The 25,095-nt window shown below is 27.9% G+C and carries 23 protein-coding genes and 1 pseudogene; all 24 read left to right on the forward strand.

Annotated features, from left to right (window positions below; all coding sequences use genetic code 11):
- The first annotated feature begins 220 nt into the window (after positions 1-220).
- The 24 genes and pseudogenes from AAID94_01730 to AAID94_01845 all read left to right on the forward strand — a co-directional run bounded on the left by AAID94_01730 (position 221) and on the right by AAID94_01845 (position 25,059).
- A pseudogene (locus AAID94_01730) lies at positions 221-586 on the forward strand (hypothetical protein).
- The gene (gene cysQ, locus AAID94_01735; protein XAK24266.1) at positions 579-1,322 is read left to right on the forward strand and encodes a 3'(2'),5'-bisphosphate nucleotidase CysQ; all 744 of its coding nucleotides are present in this window, start codon (positions 579-581) and stop codon (positions 1,320-1,322) included. The pseudogene AAID94_01730 and the gene cysQ overlap by 8 nt, the downstream one beginning before the upstream one ends.
- Complete coding sequence (locus AAID94_01740) at positions 1,319-2,113, forward strand: hypothetical protein (GenBank protein XAK24267.1); 795 nt, start codon at positions 1,319-1,321, stop codon at positions 2,111-2,113. Before cysQ ends, AAID94_01740 begins: the two co-directional genes overlap by 4 nt.
- A gap of 18 nt (positions 2,114-2,131) precedes the next feature.
- On the forward strand, positions 2,132-3,025 hold the full coding sequence (gene cysD / locus AAID94_01745; protein XAK24268.1) for a sulfate adenylyltransferase subunit CysD: 894 nt from the start codon (positions 2,132-2,134) through the stop codon (positions 3,023-3,025).
- Positions 3,025-4,449, forward strand: coding sequence for a sulfate adenylyltransferase subunit CysN (gene cysN, locus AAID94_01750; GenBank protein XAK24269.1), 1,425 nt, complete (start codon positions 3,025-3,027; stop codon positions 4,447-4,449). The genes cysD and cysN overlap by 1 nt, the downstream gene beginning before the upstream one ends.
- A complete protein-coding gene (locus AAID94_01755; protein XAK24270.1) occupies positions 4,446-6,161 on the forward strand; it encodes an SLC13 family permease in 1,716 nt (571 codons plus the stop codon). Before cysN ends, AAID94_01755 begins: the two co-directional genes overlap by 4 nt.
- Before the next feature lie 9 nt (positions 6,162-6,170).
- On the forward strand, positions 6,171-6,755 hold the full coding sequence (cysC, locus tag AAID94_01760; protein ID XAK24271.1) for an adenylyl-sulfate kinase: 585 nt from the start codon (positions 6,171-6,173) through the stop codon (positions 6,753-6,755).
- Positions 6,752-8,464 carry a hypothetical protein gene (locus tag AAID94_01765; protein XAK24272.1) on the forward strand — a complete coding sequence of 571 codons (1,713 nt, stop codon included), beginning with the start codon at positions 6,752-6,754 and terminating at the stop codon, positions 8,462-8,464. Before cysC ends, AAID94_01765 begins: the two co-directional genes overlap by 4 nt.
- Before the next feature lies 1 nt (position 8,465).
- The gene (locus AAID94_01770; protein ID XAK24273.1) at positions 8,466-10,049 is read left to right on the forward strand and encodes a glycosyltransferase family 2 protein; all 1,584 of its coding nucleotides are present in this window, start codon (positions 8,466-8,468) and stop codon (positions 10,047-10,049) included.
- Between the two features lie 48 nt (positions 10,050-10,097).
- Positions 10,098-11,369 (forward strand): glycosyltransferase family 8 protein, encoded by a 1,272-nt coding sequence (locus AAID94_01775; GenBank protein ID XAK24274.1) that lies wholly within the window; start codon positions 10,098-10,100, stop codon positions 11,367-11,369.
- Positions 11,344-12,888, forward strand: coding sequence for a glycosyltransferase (locus tag AAID94_01780; protein ID XAK24275.1), 1,545 nt, complete (start codon positions 11,344-11,346; stop codon positions 12,886-12,888). The genes AAID94_01775 and AAID94_01780 overlap by 26 nt, the downstream gene beginning before the upstream one ends.
- A 68-nt stretch (positions 12,889-12,956) precedes the next feature.
- Positions 12,957-14,885, forward strand: coding sequence for a 6-hydroxymethylpterin diphosphokinase MptE-like protein (locus tag AAID94_01785; GenBank protein ID XAK24276.1), 1,929 nt, complete (start codon positions 12,957-12,959; stop codon positions 14,883-14,885).
- An 11-nt stretch (positions 14,886-14,896) separates the two neighbouring features.
- Positions 14,897-15,571: an acylneuraminate cytidylyltransferase family protein gene (locus AAID94_01790; GenBank protein XAK24277.1), complete on the forward strand. Its 675-nt coding sequence runs from the start codon at positions 14,897-14,899 to the stop codon at positions 15,569-15,571.
- Positions 15,568-16,329, forward strand: a complete 762-nt coding sequence (locus AAID94_01795) for an aldolase/citrate lyase family protein (GenBank protein XAK24278.1) — start codon at positions 15,568-15,570, stop codon at positions 16,327-16,329. Before AAID94_01790 ends, AAID94_01795 begins: the two co-directional genes overlap by 4 nt.
- Positions 16,330-17,283: a phosphoglycerate dehydrogenase gene (locus tag AAID94_01800; GenBank protein XAK24279.1), complete on the forward strand. Its 954-nt coding sequence runs from the start codon at positions 16,330-16,332 to the stop codon at positions 17,281-17,283.
- Entirely contained in the window at positions 17,276-18,151 is an 876-nt protein-coding gene (locus AAID94_01805) for an NAD(P)-dependent oxidoreductase (GenBank protein ID XAK24280.1), read from the forward strand. The genes AAID94_01800 and AAID94_01805 overlap by 8 nt, the downstream gene beginning before the upstream one ends.
- Positions 18,148-18,822: a cyclase family protein gene (locus AAID94_01810; protein ID XAK24281.1), complete on the forward strand. Its 675-nt coding sequence runs from the start codon at positions 18,148-18,150 to the stop codon at positions 18,820-18,822. Before AAID94_01805 ends, AAID94_01810 begins: the two co-directional genes overlap by 4 nt.
- The gene (locus AAID94_01815) at positions 18,822-19,310 is read left to right on the forward strand and encodes a YhcH/YjgK/YiaL family protein (protein XAK24282.1); all 489 of its coding nucleotides are present in this window, start codon (positions 18,822-18,824) and stop codon (positions 19,308-19,310) included. The genes AAID94_01810 and AAID94_01815 overlap by 1 nt, the downstream gene beginning before the upstream one ends.
- Positions 19,307-19,885, forward strand: a complete 579-nt coding sequence (locus tag AAID94_01820) for an HAD hydrolase-like protein (GenBank protein XAK24283.1) — start codon at positions 19,307-19,309, stop codon at positions 19,883-19,885. Before AAID94_01815 ends, AAID94_01820 begins: the two co-directional genes overlap by 4 nt.
- 44 nt (positions 19,886-19,929) lie before the next feature.
- Positions 19,930-20,964, forward strand: a complete 1,035-nt coding sequence (locus AAID94_01825) for a hypothetical protein (GenBank protein XAK24284.1) — start codon at positions 19,930-19,932, stop codon at positions 20,962-20,964.
- Complete coding sequence (locus AAID94_01830; GenBank protein ID XAK24285.1) at positions 20,961-21,554, forward strand: hypothetical protein; 594 nt, start codon at positions 20,961-20,963, stop codon at positions 21,552-21,554. The genes AAID94_01825 and AAID94_01830 overlap by 4 nt, the downstream gene beginning before the upstream one ends.
- Complete coding sequence (locus AAID94_01835) at positions 21,547-22,842, forward strand: HAD-IA family hydrolase (protein ID XAK24286.1); 1,296 nt, start codon at positions 21,547-21,549, stop codon at positions 22,840-22,842. Before AAID94_01830 ends, AAID94_01835 begins: the two co-directional genes overlap by 8 nt.
- Positions 22,835-23,566: a class II aldolase/adducin family protein gene (locus tag AAID94_01840; protein ID XAK24287.1), complete on the forward strand. Its 732-nt coding sequence runs from the start codon at positions 22,835-22,837 to the stop codon at positions 23,564-23,566. Before AAID94_01835 ends, AAID94_01840 begins: the two co-directional genes overlap by 8 nt.
- Positions 23,563-25,059, forward strand: a complete 1,497-nt coding sequence (locus AAID94_01845) for a sugar phosphate nucleotidyltransferase (GenBank protein ID XAK24288.1) — start codon at positions 23,563-23,565, stop codon at positions 25,057-25,059. The genes AAID94_01840 and AAID94_01845 overlap by 4 nt, the downstream gene beginning before the upstream one ends.
- Positions 25,060-25,095 lie beyond the last annotated feature (36 nt).

Genomic DNA, 25,095 nt, shown 5'->3' on the forward strand with positions numbered 1-25,095 from the left:
TAGAAAATAAAGCAGGGTTGTTAATGCTACATAACAGTTGGACTCCTTATAGCTATAAAAATCTAAATATTGAAGATTTTCTAATTTGTAAAATACTCTTTCTGGTATCTTTTTAAAGATTTTAAATTTAGATTTTGGCAAAATGTATATGGACATAAGGGATAGATTATATTTGAGAAGTTTACAAGCTAATCCTTTGTCTTTTCAGGTTAAATACGGCACAGCCAAATCCCGCATTCAAAACCAACTCTCCTATAAACTAGGACAAGCTATGATAGTAAATTCAAAATCTTTACTAGGTTATATAAGAATGCCTTTTGTATTATCTTATATATATGATAAACATAAACAAGAACAAAAAATTTATCAAGAAAAAATAAAAAAAGATCCTTCTTTAAAACTACCTCCTTTAGAATCTTATCCTGATTATAAAGAAGCCCTAAAAGAAAAAGAGTGTTTGACCTATAAGCTAGGCGAAGCTTTGATAAAAGTTAATAAAACTTGGTATAAGGGTGGATATGTTAAACTTATATTTGAGATTAGGAAACTAAAAAAAGAATTTAAAAAAAAGGCTAACCATGCTTAGTCAAATTACCTTAAAAGATATAAACGATATAGCCATAAAAGCAGGCAAGAGTGTCTTAAAAATTTACAATCAAGATTTTAAAATTTCTTATAAAGATGATAATTCGCCTTTAAGTGAAGCAGATTTGATCTCAAATGAAATTATTTGCAAAGAGCTTGCTAAATTTAGCCTCCCTATACTTTCAGAAGAAAATAAAACACTACCTTATGAGCAAAGAAAAAATTGGGAATATTTTTGGTGTGTAGATCCTATAGACGGCACCAAAGAATTTATCAACAAAAATGGAGAATTTACCATAAACATTGCTTTAGTTTGTAAAGATACTCCAGTATTAGGCGTAGTGTACGCTCCAGCTCTTGAGCTTTTATATAGTGCTAAAAAAGGCGAAGGTGCTTTTAAAAATGGTGTAAAATTACCCCTGCAAAGAAATGATGACTTTTTTAAAATAGTCGCTAGTAAATCCCATCTCAATGAGCAAACAAAAGATTTTATCGATAGTATCCAAACGACCAAGCAAAAAGAATTTGTTTCCATGGGCAGCTCTTTAAAGCTTTGTCTAGTAGCTAGCAATGAAGCAGATATTTACCCAAGGCTAGCCCCTACTATGGAGTGGGATACTGCAGCCGCTGATGCTATAGTTAGGGAAGTGGGCAAAATGACTTATGATTTTGACACCCAAAAACCTTTGCTTTATAACAAAGCAGATTTATTAAACCCTTATTTTATTGTGGAGTGAAAATGAAATACTTGAAGTTTAAGAATAATTTTATAGAAAAATGCAAGACAATATATTTTATATCTGGTAAAAATCCCAAAGAAAAATTTTCTTATTTGTATGAAAACAATAAAATTGCCATTCTTCCTTTAGGTTTTAGGTGTTTTACTAAGCAAATGATTTTTAATAATATAAATATAAAACAGTTAAGCCTGCCTTTTGATAGTGGATTTTTCTCTCCTTTTTCTGTAGCGAGTGTATTTGAAAATCCGGTAATAAAACTTGATGGGGGGGGGCATTCTGTGTGTTTGAAATATGAATATTATAAAGATGAAAATATTGGTTTAGGTATAAAGTTTCAAATTTCATCATATGAAGAAATAAATGAATTAGCTCTTTCAAGAAAGGATCCAACAATTAATATCCTTTTAGATAGCACTTTTGGATATTATACTTTAAGCTTGAAACATAAATTTATTTTAGCTCATTATAATTGGCATAGATTTGCTGATCAAAGGCTTTCAAAAGGTATTACAGAGCCAAAAAAAAATATAAAAAGTATAGAAGATATTCTAAATAGAAGAATTGAAAGAATGTATGATTTAATTAATAAATCTGAGTATATCTTAGGAGTTTATTTTAACAATCAAAATTATAAATATATCATGATTGATGATACTGTATATGGTTTAGAAGATTTTGATCTTTTAATTAATTCATTAAATAAATTTTTTCCTAGTAAAAAAGTTATCTTTAAGGCTATTAGAAAGCCAAAAGAAGATTTTGATGAAATATTTAAGACAATAGTTTAGTTTTTTTGGAGTAGAAAAATGACCCATTTAGACTTTTTAGAATCAGAGTCCATCCATATTATCCGTGAAGTTGTAGCTGAGTTTGAAAAACCAGCTATGCTTTATAGCGTAGGCAAAGATAGTTCAGTGATGCTTCATCTTTTACAAAAAGCATTTTATCCTGCCGTGCCACCACTTCCCTTGGTGCATGTAGACACTACATGGAAATTTAAAGAAATGATAGAATTTAGAGATAAAAGAGCCAAAGAGCTTGGTATGGAGCTTATCGTTTATCAAAACCCCAAGATTAAAGAATTAAACCTTTCTCCCTTTACACATGGCTCATCTATGCACACTGACATCTCTAAAACTCAAGGCTTAAAACAAATGCTTGATTTATATCAATTTGATGCAGTTTTTGGCGGAGCAAGAAGAGATGAGGAAAAATCACGCGCAAAAGAAAGAATTTACTCCTTTCGAGATGAAAATCACTCGTGGGATCCTAAAAATCAACGCCCAGAATTATGGAACATTTACAATGGTCGTCACAAAAAAGGTGAGTCTATAAGGGTTTTTCCGCTAAGCAATTGGACAGAACTTGATATATGGCAGTATATTTATAAAGAAAATATTCCTATACCAAGTCTTTATTTTGCTAAAAAGCGTCCAGTGATAGAGTATATGGGAGCTAAAATTTTAGTCGATGATGAAAGAATGCCAAAAGAGCTTGCTAAAAATGCTAAAGAAGAATTGGTTCGTTTTAGGACTTTAGGATGTTATCCTTTAACCGGAGCCATAAATTCTAACGCTAGTAATGTCTTAGAAATCATCGAAGAACTTTTGCTTTCTAAGACAAGCGAAAGACAAGGCAGACTTATAGATACTGATGAAGAAGCAAGCATGGAAAAAAAGAAAAAAGAGGGGTATTTTTAATGCAAACAAATATAGAAAAATATCTCCAAGAGCATGAAAATAAAGAGCTTTGTAGATTTATCACTTGTGGCAGTGTAGATGATGGTAAATCCACGCTTATAGGTAGAATGCTTTATGATTCAAAAATGCTTTTTGAAGATCAAATTTTATCTTTAGAAAAAGATAGTAAAAAGCTTGGCAATGCAGGAGAAAAGCTTGATTTTGCACTTTTGGTAGATGGGCTTGCAAGTGAGCGTGAGCAAGGCATTACTATAGATGTGGCTTATCGTTTTTTTACAAGCGAAAAAAGAAAATTTATCATAGCAGATACCCCAGGTCATGAGCAATACACTAGAAACATGGCCACAGGAGCAAGTACAGCTGATATTGCCATCATACTTATAGATGCTAGAAAAGGAGTTTTAACTCAAACTAAAAGGCATTCTTATATAGTAAGTTTGCTTGGTATAAAGCAATTTATCATTGCTATCAATAAAATGGATTTGGTGGATTTTAGACAAGATATTTTTGATGATATTTGCAAAAGTTATAAAGAAATTTTGCCTTATTTGAAAAACTATGAAAATATACAAACTCATTTTGTGCCAATATCTGCTCTAGATGGAGACAATATCGCTTCTAAAAGTATCCATACTCCTTGGTATAATGGAAAAACTTTATCCGAGCTTTTAGATACCTTGCCTATAACCACTGATTTTAATGACGAATTTATCATGAGTGTGCAATATGTCAATCGCCCACATTTAAATTTTAGGGGATTTTGTGGAAGTATCGCGAGTGGTAAGGTAAGTGTTGGTGATGAAATTATGATTTTGCCTTCATTAAAAACAAGTAAGATAAAAGAAATTATCACGCCAGATATAAAAAATTTAAAAGTTTTAGATAAAAATGAAAATATCCAAAGTGCTAAAAACGCAAGTTTTCCAAGTGCCATAACCTTGACTTTAGAAGATGAGATAGATATCTCAAGGGGTGATGTTATAGTTTCTAAAAACCATGGTTTAAAAATTTCAAATTCTTTTAAAGCTATGATGATATGGATGAGTGAAGCGGAGTTTAGTTTAAATGGAAACTATCTTATAAAGATAGCCAATTTAACCACTAGTATAACATTTGAAAAGATTGACTTTAAAAAAGATATCAATACCTTTGAAGAGTCTCAAAATGATGAGCTAAAGCTTAATGATATAGCCAAATGCACTCTAAGACTTAGCAAAAAGACAGCTTTAGCAGCTTATAAGGACAATAAAACCTTAGGAAGTTTTATCATCATAGATAGGTATTCTAACGAAACTCTAGCCGCTGGTATGGTAGAAGAAATTTTAACCCATGAAGATAAAGCAAGGGTCTATACTCAAGCTGAAATAGAGCTTAATGCTTATATAAGAAAAAACTACCCCGAATGGGAGTGTAAAAAGATATGAAAATCATTGTTGCATTAAGCATATTGGGCTTACTTGTTTTGCTCATTAGCAATAAAATCAAACCTTTTATTTTATTTGGTAGTGTTGCTGTGCTTTATTATCTTTTAGGATATTTAAATTTGAACTCTTGGTTAGGTTCTTATACGAGCGAATCTTTAATAGTGCTTATATTGCTTTTATTGGTTTCACTAGCGATAGAAAAAAGTGTGGTTATCGCTTGGTGTTCTAAATTTATCATAGGAAAAAATTATCATTTATCACTTTTAAAACTTGGTGTTATTACGGCTAGCATTTCAGCATTTTTAAACAATACCGCAGTAGTAGCAAGCTTTATGAGTCTTATAAAAAACAATAAATTTCAAGCTCCTTCTAAGCTACTTATCCCGCTTTCATATTTTTCTATAGTCGGTGGCACGATGACTCTTATAGGTACTTCAACTAACTTGATAGTGAATTCTTTTGTGGTGCAAAATGGTTTAGAGAGTTTAAAAATTTTCGATTTTTTTGCAGTGGGTTTTTGTATAAGTGTGAGCGTGCTTATAGTGCTTTTGATTTTTAGCTTTTTATTGCCTAATTATAAAGAAAAAGATAATGAGATCAATGAGTATTTGATCAATGCTAAGGTATTAAAAAATAGCTCTTTGATAGGAAAAACCATACAAGAAAATGGTCTGAGAAATTTGGAGTTTTTGTTTTTATTTGAAATTCAAAGACAAGATGAGATCATTTCTCCAGTAAGCCATGATGAGATTATAAAAGAAGGTGATGTGTTGATTTTTAGTGGAGACATAACCCATCTAGAAACCTTAAAAAAATTTGATGGCTTGCAAATGGGTGCTCAAGAGATCAAGCTTGAAACATTAAATTTGGTAGATGTGGTGATAAATTCTGAGTCAAGCTTGATAGGTAAAAGCGTAAAAGAGGCTAATTTTAGGGCTAAATTTGATGCGGGGATTGTAGCTTTAAAAAGAGGCTCTCAAAATATTTCCAAGATAGGTAAAAGCATATTGCAAGCTGGAGATAGACTTATCTTAAGTGTGGGTAAGGATTTTCACTCAAGGGATAATATCAATAAAAACTTTTACATCATTTCAAATATTATTCAAAATCAAAAACTAAGCAATGCCCAAAGTTTTATAGTGGTATTTGCATTTTTGGCTATCATTGCTTTATCAGTCTTAGAGATAGTATCTTTGCTTAAAGCATTGCTAGTATTTTTAGCCTTTTTGTTTGTATTTAAATTTATAAGTTTTGATGAGATAAAAAGACGCTTTCCTTTGGAAATTTTTATCATAGTAGGATCTTCTTTGGCTATTACAAAGGTTTTGGTCGATAGTGGATTGGCTAAGGATTTTGCTGATTTGATTATAGGGACTTTTGGAGCATATGGACTTTATGGAAGTTTTGTGGGGATTTATCTTTTAACTCTGCTTTTAACCGAGATCATTACCAATAACGCTGCAGCAGCTCTAGCTTTTCCTATCGCTTATAGCACAGCTTTAGCGCTTGAAGTAAATCCGGTTCCATTTATCTTAGCAGTTGCTTATGGGGCAAGTTGTGGTTTTATGATGCCTCATGGTTATCAAACTCATCTCATGGTAGGATCGGTTTGCGGATATAAAACTACTGATTTTGTAAAGATTGGCTGGATAGTTTCTTTGACATATTCGGCTATGGTTTTGATCATGACTCCGATATTTTTTAAATTTTAAGGCTAAAAAATGGACAATAATCTCACTTGGCATGCTAGTAGCATTACTAAAGCTCAAAGAGCTAAACTTAAAAAACAAAAACCTTGTGTGTTGTGGTTTACGGGATTAAGCGGAAGTGGTAAATCCACTTTGGCCAATGCAGTAGAGAAAAAGCTTTTTGAGCAAGGTTTTCATACTTATCTTTTAGATGGAGATAATGTACGCCATGGACTTAATGGTGATTTAGGATTTGATGAAGCTTCAAGAGTAGAAAATATAAGGCGTATAGGAGAGCTTTGTAAGCTTTTTATGGATGCTGGTATGATAGTGCTTTGTGCTTTTATATCCCCTTTTGAAAAAGATAGAAAACTAGTTAAAGACCTTTTAGAAGAGGATGAATATATAGAAATATTTGTCGATACTTCTTTGGAAGTTTGTGAAAAAAGGGATCCAAAAGGACTTTATAAAAAAGCAAGACAAGGAGAGATTAAAAACTTTACAGGCATAGATAGTCCTTATGAAAGACCCAAAAATCCACATATACGCATAACAAAAGAAGATCTTAATGAGAATGTGGATATGATTTTAGGATTTTTAAATAGGAGATATAAATGACTGCTTATGTGCATATAGGAACTATGAAAACAGGAACAACAACCATACAACAATTTTTTGTTGACAATTCCGCTGAATTGCTAAAGCAGGGATTTTTATATCCAAAGAGTATACTTTATCAAAATAAGCATAGTCCCTTAGGAGTTTTTGCTTATAGTGAATATAAATATGAAGCTTATACAATTGCCCATCGATTAAATGATATGTTTTCAATAAGAGAGCATAATAAAAAACAGATGCAATTGCTTAAAGATGAGTTGAATTGTCATAAAGATAAAAGTATAATTTTTTCGTCAGAAGGTATTCAGGTTTATTTAACAAAGATAGAGGAAATTGAATATTTTAAAACAATTCTTAATTCTTTGGGGATAAAACAAGTATACATATTAATATATATAAGAAATCCTATTGATGCATTCAGTTCTTTGTATAATCAAAGATTAAGATATCCCTTGCATGATTTAAAACACTCAAAAAATAGCCTTGCTAATAAAGAGTGTAATTTTATATGTAGTCATGCTAGAACTATAAAAATGTGGAGCTCTGTATTTGGAAAAAGTAATATTGTTGTAAAATTATTTAATAGAAGTGATTTCTATCACCATGATTTGTTGCAAGATTTTGCTAAAAGTATAAATTTGGAATGGCAAGAAAGTTTTAAAATACCTTTAAATAAAAATGAAAGCTTAGATTTAATTGGTATGGAATTATTAAGTAGAATTAATAAAGCGCTTCCATTAATTCAAGGCACAACCATTAATAAAATACGAGGAGATATTGTTAGTTATTTATGTAAATTTTTTCTATCTGATGTTAAAGAATTGTCTTTTAAGCCATCAAAAAATTTATATTATTACTATGAGAAATATTTTGAAGAATCAAATGAATGGGTGAGAAAAGAATTTTTTCCTTTCAAGAAAAGTTTATTTTTTAAGAAAGATTTAGATCATTATAAAGAAAACTATGAGCTCAAAGAAATGAAACCCGAGTATTGGGATAGGATAGCTGAATTTATAGCCGATATCGTCAAAACCAAAAATCAAACTATTCAAAATAATCTAACTCAAATTCAAAATCTAAATAATAATATAAAACTCAAAGAACAAACTATTCAAAATAATCTAACTCAAATTCAAAATCTAAATAATAATATAAAACTCAAAGAACAAACTATTCAAAATAATCTAACTCAAATTCAAAATCTAAATAATAATATAAAACTCAAAGAACAAACTATTCAAAATAATCTAACTCAAATTCAAAATCTAAATAATAATATAAAACTCAAAGAACAAACTATTCAAAATAAAGATAATTTATTATCTTTTCAAACCCAATACGGCACAGTCAAATCAAGAATTCAAAACCAACTCTCCTATAAATTAGGACAAGCTATGATAATAAATTCAAAAAATATATTTGGTATATTATTTATGCCTGTATATATAATATCAACTCTATTATCTCATAGGCAAGAGAAAAAAATCTATCAAGAAAAAATAAAAAAAGATCCTTCTTTAAAACTACCTCCTTTAGAATCTTACCCTGATTATAAAGAAGCTCTAAAAGAAAAAGAGTGTTTAACTTATAAACTAGGAGAAGCTTTAATAAAAGCAAATAAAACTTGGTATAAGGGAGGGTATGTTAAGATGTGGTTTGAGATTGGAAAGTTGAAGAAGGAATATATTTTTAAGGTAAGCGCTCAATAAAATGAAAAATAATATTAAAACCGTCGGTGTAGTAATCCCTATCTACAATGTAGAAAAATATTTAAGAGAATGCTTAGATAGTGTTATCAATCAAAGTTATACAAACTTAGAAATCATACTTGTAAATGATGGTAGCACAGATGAAAACTCATTAAACATAGCAAAAGAATATACTTTAAAAGATAAAAGAATTACTCTTTTTGATAAAAAAAATGGTGGTTTAAGCAGTGCTAGAAATGTAGGTATAGAATATTTTAGTGGAGAATACAAACTCAAAAACAAAACCCAAACCATCAAAGAAAATTCTTTAATAGAATTTAACCTAGAAGGTAATAATCCTTATGAAATATACACTGTATATAAAAGCTATAAAGCTTTTAATGACAAAAAAGATTTAATAAATTTTACTTATCCCAATATAGATTATATTATCTTTTTAGATTCTGATGATTACTGGGAATTAAACTGTATAGAAGAATGTGTGCCTAGAATGGATGGGGTAGAGGTGCTTTGGTTTAATCATTATATTTATTATGATGATATAAATTATCTTAAATTATCTTCAACTATTCTTGAGAACCATAAATATAATTTTAGCTGTAAAGAAAGTTCAATAGATTTTTTTACAAGAATGTTAAAAATAAATCGAGATATTTTTTGGTTTTCTGTTATGGGCATGATTGATTTTGGATATTTAAAATCAATAAAACTTAAATTTCTAAATGGTATTATTTATGAAGATCATTATTTTGGAAAAATTCTTTTTTTTCAGTCAAATTTTATTTATATAATGCCAAAAAAATTATATTTTTATCGCATAAGACAAAATAGTATCATGGATTATGGTGCTAATGGCATATATATACCAGAATATGATAAGACTACATATGAAATTTTTGATAAAAATTATTTTCTATATAAACAATATGTAATATTTTCTAGTAAAGTTTTAACCGCATTAATGATATTTAAATTTATACGAGAAAATAGATATTTAGATGGAATATCTTTATTCGAAAAAGTTTTTTGTTTAAAGTTAAAAGATTGGAGAAATAATTTGCTTTATTTTAATGATAAATATTTGGATAAAGCTATATCTTTAACAATAAAAAGATTTTGTGCAATGTCCAATGATCCGGTTATCGATTTAGAGTTAATAATTGATTTTATGTCCGATATTGCATATATGAATATTAAAAAAACCAATTTAATAATGTTTTATGAGAAATATGGAACAGCAAAACTAAGAATTCAGAATCATCTTTCTTATAAATTAGGAAAAGTTTTGACAATAAATTCCAAGAGTATTCTTGGGGTATTGTTAATGCCAGTTTATTTAATATCAACTTTAATTGTAGATCGACAAGAGAGAAAAATATATCAAGAAGAATTAAAGAAGAACTCTTCTTTGGCTGCACCTAGCTTAAAGGATTATCCTGATTATTGTGATGCTATTAAAATTAAAAATTATTTTTCTTATAAGCTAGGGCAAGCATTGATAAAAAATTATAAAATGTGGTATAAAGGTGGTATTTTTAAATTATTATTTGACATAGTAGATATTTATAAGAATAAAAATAAATAAAATTATGATACAATGTGCTTATAAAATTTATCAAGAGGGGTGAAATATATGAAAAAGAAAATAACAATTTGCTTTTCTATTAATAATGATTTTTTTTTATATCTACTTGTTACTGTGCAATCTATACTAAATAATATTAATAAAAAATATCTTTATGAGATTGTTGTTTTTTATACAGATCTTAATGTTCTATATAAACAGTATTTGGAGAAATTAAAGGACTTAGAATATTGTTCTTTTAGAGCCATAGATCTTAACGAGTATCTTATGAATATTGATGATTCTATTTTTTTTGAAGGAGAACGCGTAACAAAGGAAACTTATTATAGGTTTTTTATTCCGAGAATCTTAAAAGAGTGCGATAGGGTTTTGTATTTGGATTCGGATATTTTAGTATTAAATGATATTTCTTATTTATTTGAGCAGGAGTTATTGGAAAAAGAATTGGCTATCGTATGTCCAGATGTTGCTTTTTTGGCAAATTCTAAGATTAAAGTTTTTTTTAATGGAAAACAGATGTTGAGCAGTGAATATTTTAGTAACTGTCTTTGCATGAAAGATACTAAAAATTACTTTAATGCAGGTGTTATTCTTTTTGATATAAAGAAATGCTTAGAATTTGATTTGGAAAAAAAACTACTAGAGAAGTTAAAAAAGTTAAAAAATCCAGTTTGGCGTGATCAGGATGTCCTTAATAGTGTTTTGGAAGGAAGGGTAAAATTATCAAAGCTATATTGGAATTATCAGCAAAATATAAATGGAAATTTGTCAAGATTGTCAAAAGATATTATTTTGAAATATATAAAACCAGATGAAAATATCAAGATATGGCATTTTAATGGAGGGAGAAAACCTTGGGATAATATTGATGCAGAGAAAGCTGAAGTATGGTGGGAATATGCTAGACAAACTGTATTTTATGAAAAGTTGTTGCTAGAATATTTTTTAAAGAGTAATCAAAAGTTAAATACAAAAATATCTCCCAAAAAAGGAGCTGTGGATAGGATTAAAAGACAACTTACTTATAAAATGGGTGCAGCTATAGTAGAAGCAAAAAATCCAATAAAGTTTATTTTTTTACCTGCAACGATTATGTTTTTGTATATATCTCATAAAATTCAAATAAAATTATATGATTTTTTAGTAAAGCTGAATCCATCTAATAAGCTGCAGTCTTTGGAAGAGTATGCTGATTATAAAGATGTTGTATATGTCCAAAAACATTTATCTTATATGTTAGGTAAAGCTTTTATTGATAATCCTATAACTTTCGTATTTAAAATAAAAAAAATTTATGAGTATTGGAAAAATGAAAAATAATATTAAAACCGTCGGTGTAGTAATCCCTATCTACAATGTAGAAAAATATTTAAGAGAATGCTTAGATAGTGTTATCAATCAAAGTTATACAAACTTAGAAATCATACTTGTAAATGATGGTAGCACAGATGAAAACTCATTAAACATAGCAAAAGAATATACTTTAAAAGATAAAAGAATTACTCTTTTTGATAAAAAAAATGGTGGTTTAAGCAGTGCTAGAAATGTAGGTATAGAATATTTTAGTGGAGAATACAAACTCAAAAACAAAACCCAAACCATCAAAGAAAATTCTTTAATAGAATTTAACCTAGAAGGTAATAATCCTTATGAAATATACACTGTATATAAAAGCTATAAAGCTTTTAATGACAAAAAAGATTTAATAAATTTTACTTATCCCAATATAGATTATATTATCTTTTTAGATTCTGATGATTATTGGGAATTAAACTGCATAGAAGAATGTGTACCTAGAATGGATGGGGTAGAGGTGCTTTGGTTTAATCGTAAGCGTTTTTATGATGGGATAGATGAACCAAAAGTGATACCTAAATTTTTAATCGAATTATATGAGTTTCAGCATGAAGGAGTTGTAAGTAGGAAAGAGTGGCTAGCAAAATCTTTAGAGTTAAATATAATGAAATTTTGGTTTTCTGTTATGGGCATGATTGATTTTGGATATTTAAAATCAATAAAACTTAAATTTCTAAATGGTATTATTTATGAAGATCAATCTTTTGGTGTTTTATTATTTTTGCAATTGGAGAATGTTTTTATTTTTCCTGTTAAAATGTATAATTATAGAATACGGGGAAATAGCATAATGAATCATGATAAAAAGATAAAAAATGAAAATTTCAATCCATACACGATTGGTATTTATAAAAAATTTAATGGAGATAATATTAAAGCAAAGAAATATATTATATCATATAGCTGGTGCATGATGGCTTTACAACTTTTAAATTATATGCAAGAAAAGAGGGTGTGGAATATAGAAAAAAAATTTTTAGAAAGAATGATTGGCAACTATTCTCTATTTTCAATAATGGCAAAAAGGAATATACAAGAAGATCCTTGCAAAATTGATCTTTTGTTTTGTTTAAATATGAAAGATTTAGTGGCTTTCATGAATTTTGAAAATAAGAGGCTTTTTGTAAAAAAGGTTGAAGAGAAAAAAAGATGTCTCTTGTACAAAACAGGTAATATAATACTTAATAGTAATAAACCAATCAATATGATTTTGCTACCATATAATTTACTAAAGATAGTAATAGATTATAAAATTAAAAGACGGTCAAAAATAATATCAAATTCAGAAATAGATTTTAAGGATAAAAATTCTGATGTTTATTTATATATAGAATATCTAGCTAGATTAAAAGTTGAAAACTATCTTTCTTATAAGTTGGGTGAAATTTTAATAAATAATTGTAAGGTTTGGTACAAGGGTGGAATTTTTAAATTACCATTTGATATATATAAGATCGTAAGACATATAAAGGAAAACCGATGAAAAGAGAATATTTAGCTTCTATTATATTTAATTTAAAATTTGAAAGCGAGATTAAAATAGATAATCTTTTGTTTATCTTAAATGATTTGCTTAACAAGTATGGCGTATTGTTTGAATTTCTTATTGTAGAGCAAGATATAGTCCCATTTTTAAAAGAAAAATTAGTAGGATATTGTAAAGAAAATAGCAATGTAAAATATCACTTTCTCTATAATCCTTATGAATTTAATCTTAATTGGGGAAAAAATGTTGCCGCAAGGTATTTTTCAGGTGCAAAAACTATTGTTTTTTATGATTTTGATTTTATTGTAAAAGATAATTTTGTAGAAGAAATTTATTTATGCAATCAAGAAAAATGTAAAGTCTCCTCACCATTTGGATATATATACTATCTAGATAAAATGAATTCATATAATTTTAAAAAACAATCAAATCTTCAAAATATATCTTTGTTAAAAAAAACTAATTTTTTAAAATCTATTGTAGATGGATTATGTATATTTAATAGGAATTTTTTTTTAGAAATCAATGGCTTTAATCAGCATATGCCTTTTGACATTGAAAATAAGATATCAAATTTGATACTTAAGTACATCTGCAAAGAGAGCGAGATTAGAATTTCTGATGAGACTTATTTTTGTTTATGGAAGCCTCAAAAATACGAACTACAAAATAACTTTGGATTTACATTTTTAAAAGAAAAGTATGGGAATAGTTATTTTGAGAGCAGAAAACTTTTTAATAATATTTGTTTAAACGATTGTAAAATTAATGAGGAGCAAGTTGCAAAATATAGCTCATTAAAAAAACAATTTTTTGGAGATGCAGATTTATACCGGTTTGAAAAAAGAAACTTATGCCAATATTTTTTTCAAAAACAAGCAAAAACTAATGATTTTTATTGTAAAAATTTGGAATATGGAGAATCATTGTATCAGATTTCTTTTAATGATATTTATAAAATAAACAATTTTAGAAATGTATTTAAAAGAAAAAAAAGATGTTTTATAATTGGTAATGGACCTTCGTTAAACAAACATGATTTGTTTTTATTGAAAAATGAGATTACTTTTGGATTTAACTCTATTTTTTATAAAAAAAATGAATTTAAGCCAAATTTTTACATTGTCGAAGATAGTTTGGTAATGAAAGAAAGGCTGAGGGAAATTGAAAATTATGAAGTCCAGTATAAGTTTTTTCCTATAAATTATAAAGAATTATTAAAACCTTCCCAAAATCAATTTTTTTTTAAAATGAATTTAGGTTTCTATCAAGGAACTTCTAGATATTTTCGTATACCAAGGTTTTCTTTAGATGCAACTGAAGAATTATTTTGCGGACAAAGCGTCACTTATATCGCATTACAATTAGCTTATTTTATGGGTTTTGAAGAAGTATATTTAATTGGAATGGATTTTCATTATATTATACCAGAATCTCATAAAAGAGTCGGTAGTACTTTGGTATCTGATACAGATGATCCAAACCATTTTCATAAAGACTATTTTGGAAAGGGTAAAAGTTGGCATGACCCAAAACTTCATGAAGTTGCAAAAAACTATAAAATGGCGAAATTAATTTATGAAAGTTCAGGGAGAAAAATTTATAATGCTACTATTGGAGGAAAATTGGAAATTTTTGATAGAGTAGATTATTATTCTATATTTAAAAAATCAAATATACCAAATACCGGTGCTGTAGAGCAGGTTAAAAAGCATTTGAGTTATAAACTTGGAAAAGCTATTATTCATGATACAAAGCAATTCAAGAATATAATTAATTTTCCTTTTAGAATATTTAGAATTGTTAAAGAACATAATAAAGATAAAAACAATATTGGCAAAAATCTAAGAGAGTATAGTGATTACCCTGAGGCTGTAAAAATACAACAATATTTTTCCTATAGACTAGGGAAGTGCATTGTTTCTAACTATAAAAATCCATTTTTATTATATAAATTAATAAAAATTGTTATAGAGTATAAAAGAAGAAAATAGGGGGATGGAAAATGAAGATAAATGCATTATTGCCAATGAAAGGGAATTCAGAAAGAGTAAAAAATAAGAATATGAAAGATTTTAATGGATTTCCTTTGTATCATGCAATCATGAAAGCTTTATTGGAATCTTCTTATATAAATAAAATATTTATAAATACAGATAGTGATGTTATAGCCTCTGATGTGAAGAAAAGTTTCGGGGATGGTATTGTTATCATTAAAAGACCTAAGGAAATTCAAGGTGATTTTGTATCTATGAATGATATCATCGCTTATGACTTGACTCAGTGTAATGGAGAGTATTTTTTGCAAACGCATAGCACAAATCCTTTACTGAAAACATCTACTATTGATTTGGCTATTGAAAAGTTTTTTGATAATCTAGATGTATATGATAGTTTATTTAGCGTTACGAGGGTGCAGGCTAGATTTTACGATAAAAATGCAAAAGCTATAAATCATAATCCCGAAGAGCTTCTAAGAACACAGGATTTAGAATCTATGTATGAAGAGAATTCAAATTTTTATATTTTTTCTAAAAATTCATTTAATATGGCTGGTAAAAAAAGAATTGGTCTAAAACCTCAGATATTTTCTATGAATAAGCTTGAAGCTATAGATATAGATAATCCAGAAGATTTTATTCTAGCAGAATTGCTATATAAAAATAGGGATATAATATGAAATTAAAAGAAAAACTAAAAAATAATCAGTTAACTATAGGAAGTTGGATTAGTATCGGCCATGCTTGTATTGTTGAAGTAATGGCAGATGCTGGTTTTGAATGGCTTGTGATAGATTTTGAACATACTTCTATGAATTACGAGACAGTTCAAAATTTAATTATTGTTATTCAGTCTAAGAACATTAAGGCTTTGGTTAGGGTAAGCAAAAATGAAGAGGTAATTATAAAAAAAGTTTTAGATATGGGAGCCGACGGTATTATAGTTCCGATGATTAAGAGTGAAGCAGATGCAATTGAAGCGGTTGAATTCGCAAAGTATCCCCCTATTGGCAAAAGAGGTGTAGGATTGTTTAGGGCTCAAGGTTATGGATCAAAATTTGAAGAATATAAAAATTGGGTTAATGATAATCTCATTATCATTGCTCAAATAGAGCATTATGAGGCTGTTGAAAATATAGAAGATATAGTAAATACCGATGGAATTGATGGAGTTATTATAGGTCCGTATGATTTATCTGGGAGTTTGGGTTTTCCTGGGGAGTATCATAGAATAGAGGTAAAAGAGGCTATTGCTAGAGTTTTAAGATGTTGTAAAAAGTATAATATACCTTCGGGCTTTCATGTAATAGAAACTGATCCAAAAAAACTTCAGGAAAGAATACATGAAGGTTGTACTTTTTTGGCCTATAGTTTGGACTTTCTATTTTTAAGCGATAGCGCAAGGAAAGGTATGGAGATTATCAAAAAAGGAATTTAAATGAAAGTATTTGTATCAACTCATCCATTTGGAGAGACTTCTAAGAAGCCATTGGAATTGTTAGATGTAAATGGATTTGAAGTTAGATTAAATAATCATGGAAGAAAAATCACTTCACAAGAGTTAGCTAAAGATATCAAAGATGCTGAAGTTTTGATAGCGGGTACTGAAAAAATTACAGAAGAGGTTTTAAAAAATGCTCCAAATTTAAAACTTATATCAAGAGTTGGGATAGGATTGGATGGTGTTGATTTGGAGTTATGCCGTAAATATGATATAGGAGTTGCTTATACTCCTGATGCACCTACTATGGCTGTGGCTGAATTATGCGTAGGTTTAATGCTTGATTTGGCAAGAAAAATTAGCTTTACTGATGTAAACTTTAAACAAGGCGTTTGGAATAGACATATGGGTATGTTACTTTATGGTAAAACGATCGGTATTGTTGGGATGGGGAGAATAGGAAAAAGTCTAATTAAACTATTATCTTCTTTTAATGTTTCCTTTAAGGTGTGTGAACCAAATCCAGATTTTGCTTTTTTAAAAATGTACAATATAGAATTGGTGGATAAGGTAAGATTGCTAAAAGAGTCTGATATTGTATCTTTAAATCTACCATTAAAAATAGATACTGCAAATTTTTTATCATTTAGTGAATTAGAAGTTATGAAAAAGCATGCTATTTTAATTAATACAGCAAGAGGCGGTATAGTCAATGAGAATGATTTATATATGGCCTTAAAAAATAATATTATCGCAGGTGCAGCTGTGGATGTTTTTGAAGAGGAACCATATAAGGGTAAGCTAAGAGAACTTGACAATGTTGTTTTAACTTGCCATATGGGCGCTAGCACTATAGAAAGTAGAACAGATATGGAGACACAAGCTGTAGAAGAAGCAATAAGATACAAAAACAACATTTCTTTAAAAAATGAGGTTTTTGAAAATGAATAAAAAGGTATTGGTTTTTGGAGGAGGAGGTTTTATAGGCAGCTATGTTGTAGAGGAGTTATTGACCAATAATTACAATGTACTATATGCTGATTTAAATCCATGCGATAATATTCCAATGCAGTTTTTTAGAAAATGTGATATTATGCAAAAAAAAGAAGTTGAGCTTTTATGTCAGGATGCGGATATAGTATTCAATTTTGCAGGTTTTGCCAATTTAGATGATGCTATTGCAAATCCTTTAAAAACTTTAGAATTAAATGTTGTGGGAAATATGCATATTTTAGAAGGGTGTAGAAAATGTAAAATAAAAAGATACATCTACGCAAGTAGTGCTTATGCCATGAGTGATAAAGGTTCTTTTTATGGTATTAGTAAGTTAACATCCGAAAAACTTATTGAGGAATATTTTAAAAAATTTGGGTTAAAATTTACTATTATCCGTTATGGTTCAGTATACGGGGAAAGGGAGTATTATAATAATTATATTTATAATCTAGTTAAAGAGGCAATGCTTACTGGAAAGATTTCTCATAGTGGCGATGGTGAAGAAATTAGAGAATATATTCATGTTTACGATGTTGCAAGGTTGGCTCTGCAGATTATAGAAAATAGTGATTTTGAAAATGAGCATTTGATTTTAACTGGTACGGAAAGAATCCGACGAAAAGAATTATTTGAAATGATAAACGAGATGCTCGGAGGCGAAATAGAAATATCGCTCAAAGCTTCGGGCTATCATAATCATTATAAAACTACTCCATATTCATTTCATCCAGCAAGAAGTAAAAAGTTGATAGCAAATCCTCATATTGATATGGGGCAGGGTATTTTGGAGTGCATGAAAAATATAGAAAAGAAATATTTATGAAAAATAATTTTATATACTTATCTTATTTTTTGGATCAAATGACTCCTACTTACGGCAACAAAGAAAAAATAAAGCTGGCAAAAAAAAGTTCTATAGAGCGTGGTGATATTGCGAATCATACTATAGTGACAACAAGTGTTCATAACGGAACCCATCTTGATATGCCTTTGCATTTTTTTTCCAGTGGGCAAAGTATAGAAGATTTTTGTTGTAGTGATTTTATTTTTAACCGAGTTTTATTTATCGAAATCGATTCTAGCGATCTTATCATTAATCACAATTTAATACAAAAAATGTCAGAGGTCGAAAATAAAATAAAATTTGAGGCTATTATTGTTAAAACAGGGCTTTGCTATAAAAGAGATCGAGAGGTGTATTGGAAAGAAAATTTTGGTTTTCACCCAAACATAGCTGATTATATCAGACAATTTTTTCCTAATGTTAGATTATTTGGTTTTGATAGCATTTCTGTTTCAAGTTTTTCAAATAGAGAATTAGGTAGAGTTGCGCATAAGAGTTTTCTAGATCCTAAAAAACCTATATTGCTTTTAGAAGATATGAAATTAAACAATCTTTCTGAGAAGACCAATATAAAAAAACTTATAGTTGCACCATTAAGAATTAAAAATTCCGATGGACTACCTTGTACAGTTATAGCGGAGGTGGAGTAATGGCTATTTTTTGCAAATTGAGAGATATTGGTAGATATAATATAAAAGATTTTGATATAGTTTTTAATTATTTGTCGCGTTGTGTTAATTCAGACAGTAAAGAATTTGCAAGGTTGCACGCTTACAAAGAAGGAGTATTTGAAAAAATCAAACTTACCGAAGATATTTTTGCTTTGGAGCAAACTTATTTTACCAAAAATGAAAGTCAGGCTTTTTTTGAATCTCATAGGGATTATATGGATATTCAGTTTATTGTAAGTGGCAAAGAGAAGATTGAATTTGGTAATAAAGAATTATTTAAAATTGAAAAAGAGTATGACGAAACTAAAGATTTAATTGTATATAAAAAACCTAAATTTTTAGTTTCTAGTTTAGTTCTAAATACGAATGATATTGCTGTTTTTTATCCTGAAGATGTGCATATGCCAGGCTTAAGTATAGTGAATGATTCTTATGTGATAAAAACTGTGATAAAGTGTAAAATATGATAAATATAGAAAATATAAAAAATATTATTTTTGATTTTGATGGGGTTATACTTGACTCTGTAGAATTAAAAACACAAGCTTTTGCTGAGCTTTTTAAAGAATTTCCTAAAAATAAAGTACAAGAATTGATAAAATACCATATACAAAATGGCGGTATTTCTAGATATCATAAAATTCAATATTTTTTTGAAAATATCCTTTGTAAAGAAATTTCAGATAAAGAAATTTTAAACTATGCAAAATTATATTCTCAACTTACAAAAGAAAAATTATGCAATCCTAAGTATATTATAAAAGAAACTTTTGAGTTTATTAAGAAAAATCAAACACATTACAATATGCATATAGCTTCGGGTGCTGATGAACAGGATTTGATTGAAATTTGTAAAAGATTGGATTTGACTCAATATTTTTTAAGTATTCACGGTTCGCCTACGAAGAAAGAAATTTTGGTAAAAAATTTGCTAATAAATAATAATTACAAAAATAAAGAAACAATTTTAATTGGAGATAGCATTAATGATTTTGAAGTTGCTTTAAATAATAAAATTTATTTTTACGGAGTATTATTGTGAAAAGATTGGCAATACATTTATTTGGCCATTTGAGAACATATAAGATGACATATGAAAGTTTCTATGATTATATTATAAACCCCAATGTTAAAGATGGATGGGAAATTGATATTTTTATTCATACTTGGGATGTTTTTAGTTCTTCGGTGGGAAGTTGGCATAGAGGTAGACATAAATTTAATGAAGGAAAATTAACAAATATAGATATTGAAAAACTTCATCAAATATATCATCCAAAAAAAATAAGCATCGAAACATTAAAAGAAGAGTATGGTTTACATATAACTGTTAGACGGGTAAACGAGCTTAGGGAGGAATATGAAAGACAAAATAATATTAATTATGATTATTTGCTTTTTACTAGGCCGGATATTATTTTTTTTAAAGAATTTAGATTGTCTTACTATTTAAATTTGTATTTGCAAAATCCATTAAAAAATATTGGATTGCCAGAGAAATTTATTATGTGTGCCTCTCGAATTTTAGAGAATTTTCCATTATATGATCCAAGATGGACTCCAGCAAATGATATTTTGTGGTTTACAAAAACAAGTAATTCTTGCGTCCCAAATGCTGAAAATAAAGATAAAATGAAAATTTATTTAAAATATCGTATAGGTATAGAATGTGATATTAAAAGACCTTTTGGATTTGAGTGTAGTCGTGAAAAACAGGATGAGGATAAAAAGCCAACTTTGTATTTTTTACAAAATGTTGCCAAATCTCGCATTCAAAATCAACTTTCCTATAAACTAGGTCAAGCTATGATAGCAAATTCAAAATCTTTACTAGGTTATATAAGAATGCCTTTTGTATTATCTTATATAAAAGACAAACATAAACAAGAACAAAAAATCTATCAAGAAAAAATAAAAAAAGACCCTTCTTTAAAACTACCTCCTTTAGAATCTTATCCTGATTATAAAGAAGCTTTAAAAGAAAAAGAATGTTTTACTTATAAATTAGGAGAAGCTCTTATAAAAGCTAATAATAATTGGTATGGGGGGGGGTATATCAAACTGTGGTTTGAGATTAGGAAGCTAAAAAGAGAATCTTATACAAAAAAGGATATGAGATGATATTCTTACATCGCCAAAATAATTTAGAGTTTTCTATTGAAAATTATGGTATAGAAATTGATTTGAGATACAATGAAAATTTAGTATTAAACCATGATCTATTAGAAAAAAATTCTCTATACCCCTTTTTTGAAGAAAAAATTCAATTTATGAAAAATATTCCTATTATTTGTAATATAAAAGAATCAGGATTAGAAGAAAGGGTCATAGAATTACTTGGCGATAATTTTGAATATTATTTTTTAGACTCTCAAATTCCAGATATTTTAAGGTTATCAAAAAATGGATATCAAGGTAAATTTATCATTAGAATTTCAGATGTTGAGTCTTATAATGAAAGACTTATGAGTGTTGTCAAACCTAAATATGTTTGGGTAGATTATTCACAATTTTCTAATTTCGATATTCAAAATTATCGAGAATTTATTTACGGTATCAAACCAAAACTAGAGCAGGTTGAGCCCATATTAGTTTCTCCAGAGCTGTATGATTTATCATATATAGAGTTTATAGAGCCTATTCAAAGTATTCTACCAAAAGGGTTTTCTGTATGTACCAAAAAACCTGAATTATGGAGTTTTTATGTTTAATTTAAAAAATATAGCAGAAAAATATAAGCTTGTTATGGTTGATATTGATAATACTTTATTTAATTATACTTTTGCACACAAAAATGCCTTAGAAGCTGTAATGGATCAATATGGTTTTACACTGCAAGAGTATAATCTAGCAAAAATGATGATTGAAAAAAGAAATTTATCAGCAAACCATCATAAAAAAGAATTATATTTCAAAATCATTTGTGAGAATAAAAATATTCATTTTTCAAAAGCTAGTGAAATGTTTAATCTTTACACTTCTGCTTTTATAAAAAATTTAAAAGTAGATAAAACAATGTTTGATTTTTTATTTTGTGTAAAAAAATTAAATAAAAGAGTTATAGCTATTACTAATTTTTATTTTATAGAGCAAATTTATAAGTTAAAGTGCGCAAATCTTATAAATATGATCGATTATTTAGTATGTTCTGAAGAATTTGAGCTTGAAAAACCAAATAAAGCTCTTATTAACAGAGCCTTGGAGTTATATAAAGATTTGATCGACGAGGAAGAAATTGTAATGATCGGAGATTCTGTTGTAGATAACTTTTTGGGAAGAGGGTGTAGGATCAATTACTATCCTTATAATTGCTCTAAATTATTGATTTCTATTTCTGGAAAAAGTGGGAGTGGAAAAACCACTTTAAGTAAAGCTATTGATGAAATATATGAAAGTTTTATTATTAGCACGGACGGCTATCACAAATATGAAAGACATTCTAAAATGTGGGAGAGGATCACGCATTATAATCCAAAAGCAAATAATCTTATTCAATTGGCTATAGATATAAAACATATTTATCAAGATATCGGAAATAAGTTGCATATACCAATATATGATCATAAAAGTGGAGTGATTATTAAATCTAATGAGATTAAAGTTAAAGATTTGGATATAGTAATTATAGAAGGTTTACATACTTTATATCAAGAGGTAATAGGTGATTTTGTAAAAATAAAAATATATATTGATTCAGATGAAGCAGATAATCAAAAAATCAATAGGGATAGCAAGGAAAGAAACTACGAATACTCAAAAATTATTAGCACTATACAAAAACGAGAAGAGGACTATAAGAAGTATCTCGAAAAACAAAAGGATAACGCTAACTTTTTGATTTTAATTAGAGAGGGTATTTTTAAAATTCAATTAAAAGATATACTATTAAACGATTATTTACAAAAAGAATATATTGGTAAATATGAAGATTTAATTCACACTGTCAAAGATATTTTTAGTTTAATTTTACGAAATCGGTGGATAATAAAAAATGATTAATGATAGAGAAAGACTAGATAGTTGTATTAAAGATTATCAAAAGCTATGTAAGATTTTTGGAAATATTTTAGATGCACCATCAAAGGGTGGAAATATTTCTATCAAAGATAATGAATATTTCATCATTAAAGCTTCGGGTGAAGATTTAAAAAAAGAACATAAGATTTCTATTTTTAAAAATAATGTTAATTCTTTTTGTTATTATAAAGATTATTCTATGGATATTATAAAGCCATCTATGGAAATTAAAATGCATTGGGTATTTAAAAATAAATATGTAGCGCATTATCATCCTGTTTATATTTTACCTTATTTGTGTGCTAAAGAATATAATTTTACAAATTACAATGTGATTGATTTTGTTTTACCTGGAAATGATTTATATGAGATGTTAAGTAAGAATTATATTTATGAAGAAAAAGGTATAGTATTGCTACGAAATCATGGCGTTGTTATTTATGCAGAACAAATTCAAGATGTATCGGAGTTGTATAATCAATTAAAAAATGATTTTTTTGAGGAAAATGATTTTGCATATACTCCAGATGATGCGGTTGATAAGACTAATGGGGAGTTGTGGTTATTTAGAAATGCAATTGAAAATATTGCCTCAAAGAAACAAATCAACTTAGCCCCATTAAAAGCAAATGAAATTTATAAATTATTAAATTTGCCTGATGAAAAATATAGAAAAAAAATTATAGAAAGTGAGAGTTTAGGATGAATATTATAATACCTGCGACTGGCATAGGAAAAAGGTTTAAAGAGGCTGGATATAAAGATTTAAAACCTTTTATTAAAGTTATGGAAGATAAGATTATTCTAGATTATGTGATTGAATGTTTTGACATTCAGAATGATACTTTTTATTTTATTATACAAGAATCTGAAAAAAACAAATTTGAAGATTTTATTTTATCTAGAAATATCAATGCAAGAGTTATTATTTATACTGGGGAAAAATTAGGACCTGCTGGAAGTTTATATGGGGTATTTTCGCAATTGCAAGATATATTAAATGAGGAAGTTATAATTAGCTATTGTGATTTTGGACAAGAGTGGAATTATAAAGATTTTTTGCAATTTATAGAAGAAAATCAAGATGCTCAAGCGATAATCCCTTGCTACACTGGTTATCATCCACACTTAATACCTTTAGAAAATGTGTATGCTGCATGCAAGGTGTATGATGATACTTATAAAGTTTATGAAGTTATAGAAAAATACAACTCTAAAAATAAATTTGAAGAGTATTATTCCTCAGGTATATATTATTTTAAAAGCTTAAAATTAGCTATGGGAGCAATAAAAAAACAAATAGATGCTAAAGATATGACTTCCGGAGAATATTATATCTCAGTGACCAATAATTACTTAGAAAATGTATTATGTTATCCATTTATAGAAAAATTTTATCAATTTGGTACTCCAAAAGATTTTGAATATGTAAAAGATAAATTAAATTCGCAAGATGTCTACAATGAAAAAATAAAAATACAAAATACTGTTATATTATCTGCCGGTAGAGGGGAAAGATTTTTAAATCTTAACTTTAATCAACCAAAACCATTTTTACCTCTTGGTGATTCGACTATCGTAGAAAATATAATTAATACTTTAAAAAATGTCGAGACTAATATCATATGTGTTGGTGCACAAGATCATGAAAAATATTGGGAAAATATATCCAAAGAGGTAAGATTTGTCAAGCCAAATAAAATTGGTGCGGCATATTCTTATAAAGAGTCTTGTGGAGATTTAAAAGGTGATGTATTGATTCTTCCTTGTGACTTAATTGCGAAACATATTAATGAGGAATTTAAAAGCTTGCAAAAAGAATACGAAATTATTATATTTGTTACGCAAGCTTCTAGATATAATATGAATAATCCACATTATTTTACTTGGGTAGATGGAAAAGATGGCAAGGTGGATACTATATCTGTTAAAAATAGGTCAAATGATACAGACTTAGTAATGATAGGAAGCTTTTATTTTAAAGAAAATTCTTTATTGTTAGAATATATAAATAAAATATTTCAAGAAGATATAAAAACTAATGGCGAATTCTATATAGATAATGTGTTTGAATTATTAATCAAAACACATAAGGTGGGCTATATAATTGTTGATAATTATTTTTCTTTTGGAACTCCAGATGAATATTTGGAAAATAAATATTGGTATAATATTTCTAAAAGCAAAATGAGGGACTAATTTTGATATAATCTCTTTTTAAATTAAAGAGAGATT

Origin of the sequence: Campylobacter coli, assembly GCA_039516895.1 — a bacterium.
GTDB lineage: Bacteria > Campylobacterota > Campylobacteria > Campylobacterales > Campylobacteraceae > Campylobacter_D > Campylobacter_D coli_B.

Coding starts and splice junctions, on each gene's coding strand:
- AAID94_01845 (XAK24288.1), top strand. CDS start 23,563: ATGAATATTATAATACCTGCGACTGGCATAGGAAAAAGGTTTAAAGAG.
- AAID94_01795 (XAK24278.1), top strand. CDS start 15,568: ATGAAATTAAAAGAAAAACTAAAAAATAATCAGTTAACTATAGGAAGT.
- AAID94_01840 (XAK24287.1), top strand. CDS start 22,835: ATGATTAATGATAGAGAAAGACTAGATAGTTGTATTAAAGATTATCAA.
- AAID94_01810 (XAK24281.1), top strand. CDS start 18,148: ATGAAAAATAATTTTATATACTTATCTTATTTTTTGGATCAAATGACT.
- AAID94_01820 (XAK24283.1), top strand. CDS start 19,307: ATGATAAATATAGAAAATATAAAAAATATTATTTTTGATTTTGATGGG.
- AAID94_01765 (XAK24272.1), top strand. CDS start 6,752: ATGACTGCTTATGTGCATATAGGAACTATGAAAACAGGAACAACAACC.
- AAID94_01825 (XAK24284.1), top strand. CDS start 19,930: ATGACATATGAAAGTTTCTATGATTATATTATAAACCCCAATGTTAAA.
- cysC (XAK24271.1), top strand. CDS start 6,171: ATGGACAATAATCTCACTTGGCATGCTAGTAGCATTACTAAAGCTCAA.
- AAID94_01800 (XAK24279.1), top strand. CDS start 16,330: ATGAAAGTATTTGTATCAACTCATCCATTTGGAGAGACTTCTAAGAAG.
- cysQ (XAK24266.1), top strand. CDS start 579: ATGCTTAGTCAAATTACCTTAAAAGATATAAACGATATAGCCATAAAA.
- AAID94_01835 (XAK24286.1), top strand. CDS start 21,547: ATGTTTAATTTAAAAAATATAGCAGAAAAATATAAGCTTGTTATGGTT.
- cysN (XAK24269.1), top strand. CDS start 3,025: ATGCAAACAAATATAGAAAAATATCTCCAAGAGCATGAAAATAAAGAG.
- AAID94_01815 (XAK24282.1), top strand. CDS start 18,822: ATGGCTATTTTTTGCAAATTGAGAGATATTGGTAGATATAATATAAAA.
- AAID94_01775 (XAK24274.1), top strand. CDS start 10,098: ATGAAAAAGAAAATAACAATTTGCTTTTCTATTAATAATGATTTTTTT.
- AAID94_01790 (XAK24277.1), top strand. CDS start 14,897: ATGAAGATAAATGCATTATTGCCAATGAAAGGGAATTCAGAAAGAGTA.
- AAID94_01805 (XAK24280.1), top strand. CDS start 17,276: ATGAATAAAAAGGTATTGGTTTTTGGAGGAGGAGGTTTTATAGGCAGC.
- AAID94_01770 (XAK24273.1), top strand. CDS start 8,466: ATGAAAAATAATATTAAAACCGTCGGTGTAGTAATCCCTATCTACAAT.
- AAID94_01780 (XAK24275.1), top strand. CDS start 11,344: ATGAGTATTGGAAAAATGAAAAATAATATTAAAACCGTCGGTGTAGTA.
- AAID94_01830 (XAK24285.1), top strand. CDS start 20,961: ATGATATTCTTACATCGCCAAAATAATTTAGAGTTTTCTATTGAAAAT.
- cysD (XAK24268.1), top strand. CDS start 2,132: ATGACCCATTTAGACTTTTTAGAATCAGAGTCCATCCATATTATCCGT.
- AAID94_01755 (XAK24270.1), top strand. CDS start 4,446: ATGAAAATCATTGTTGCATTAAGCATATTGGGCTTACTTGTTTTGCTC.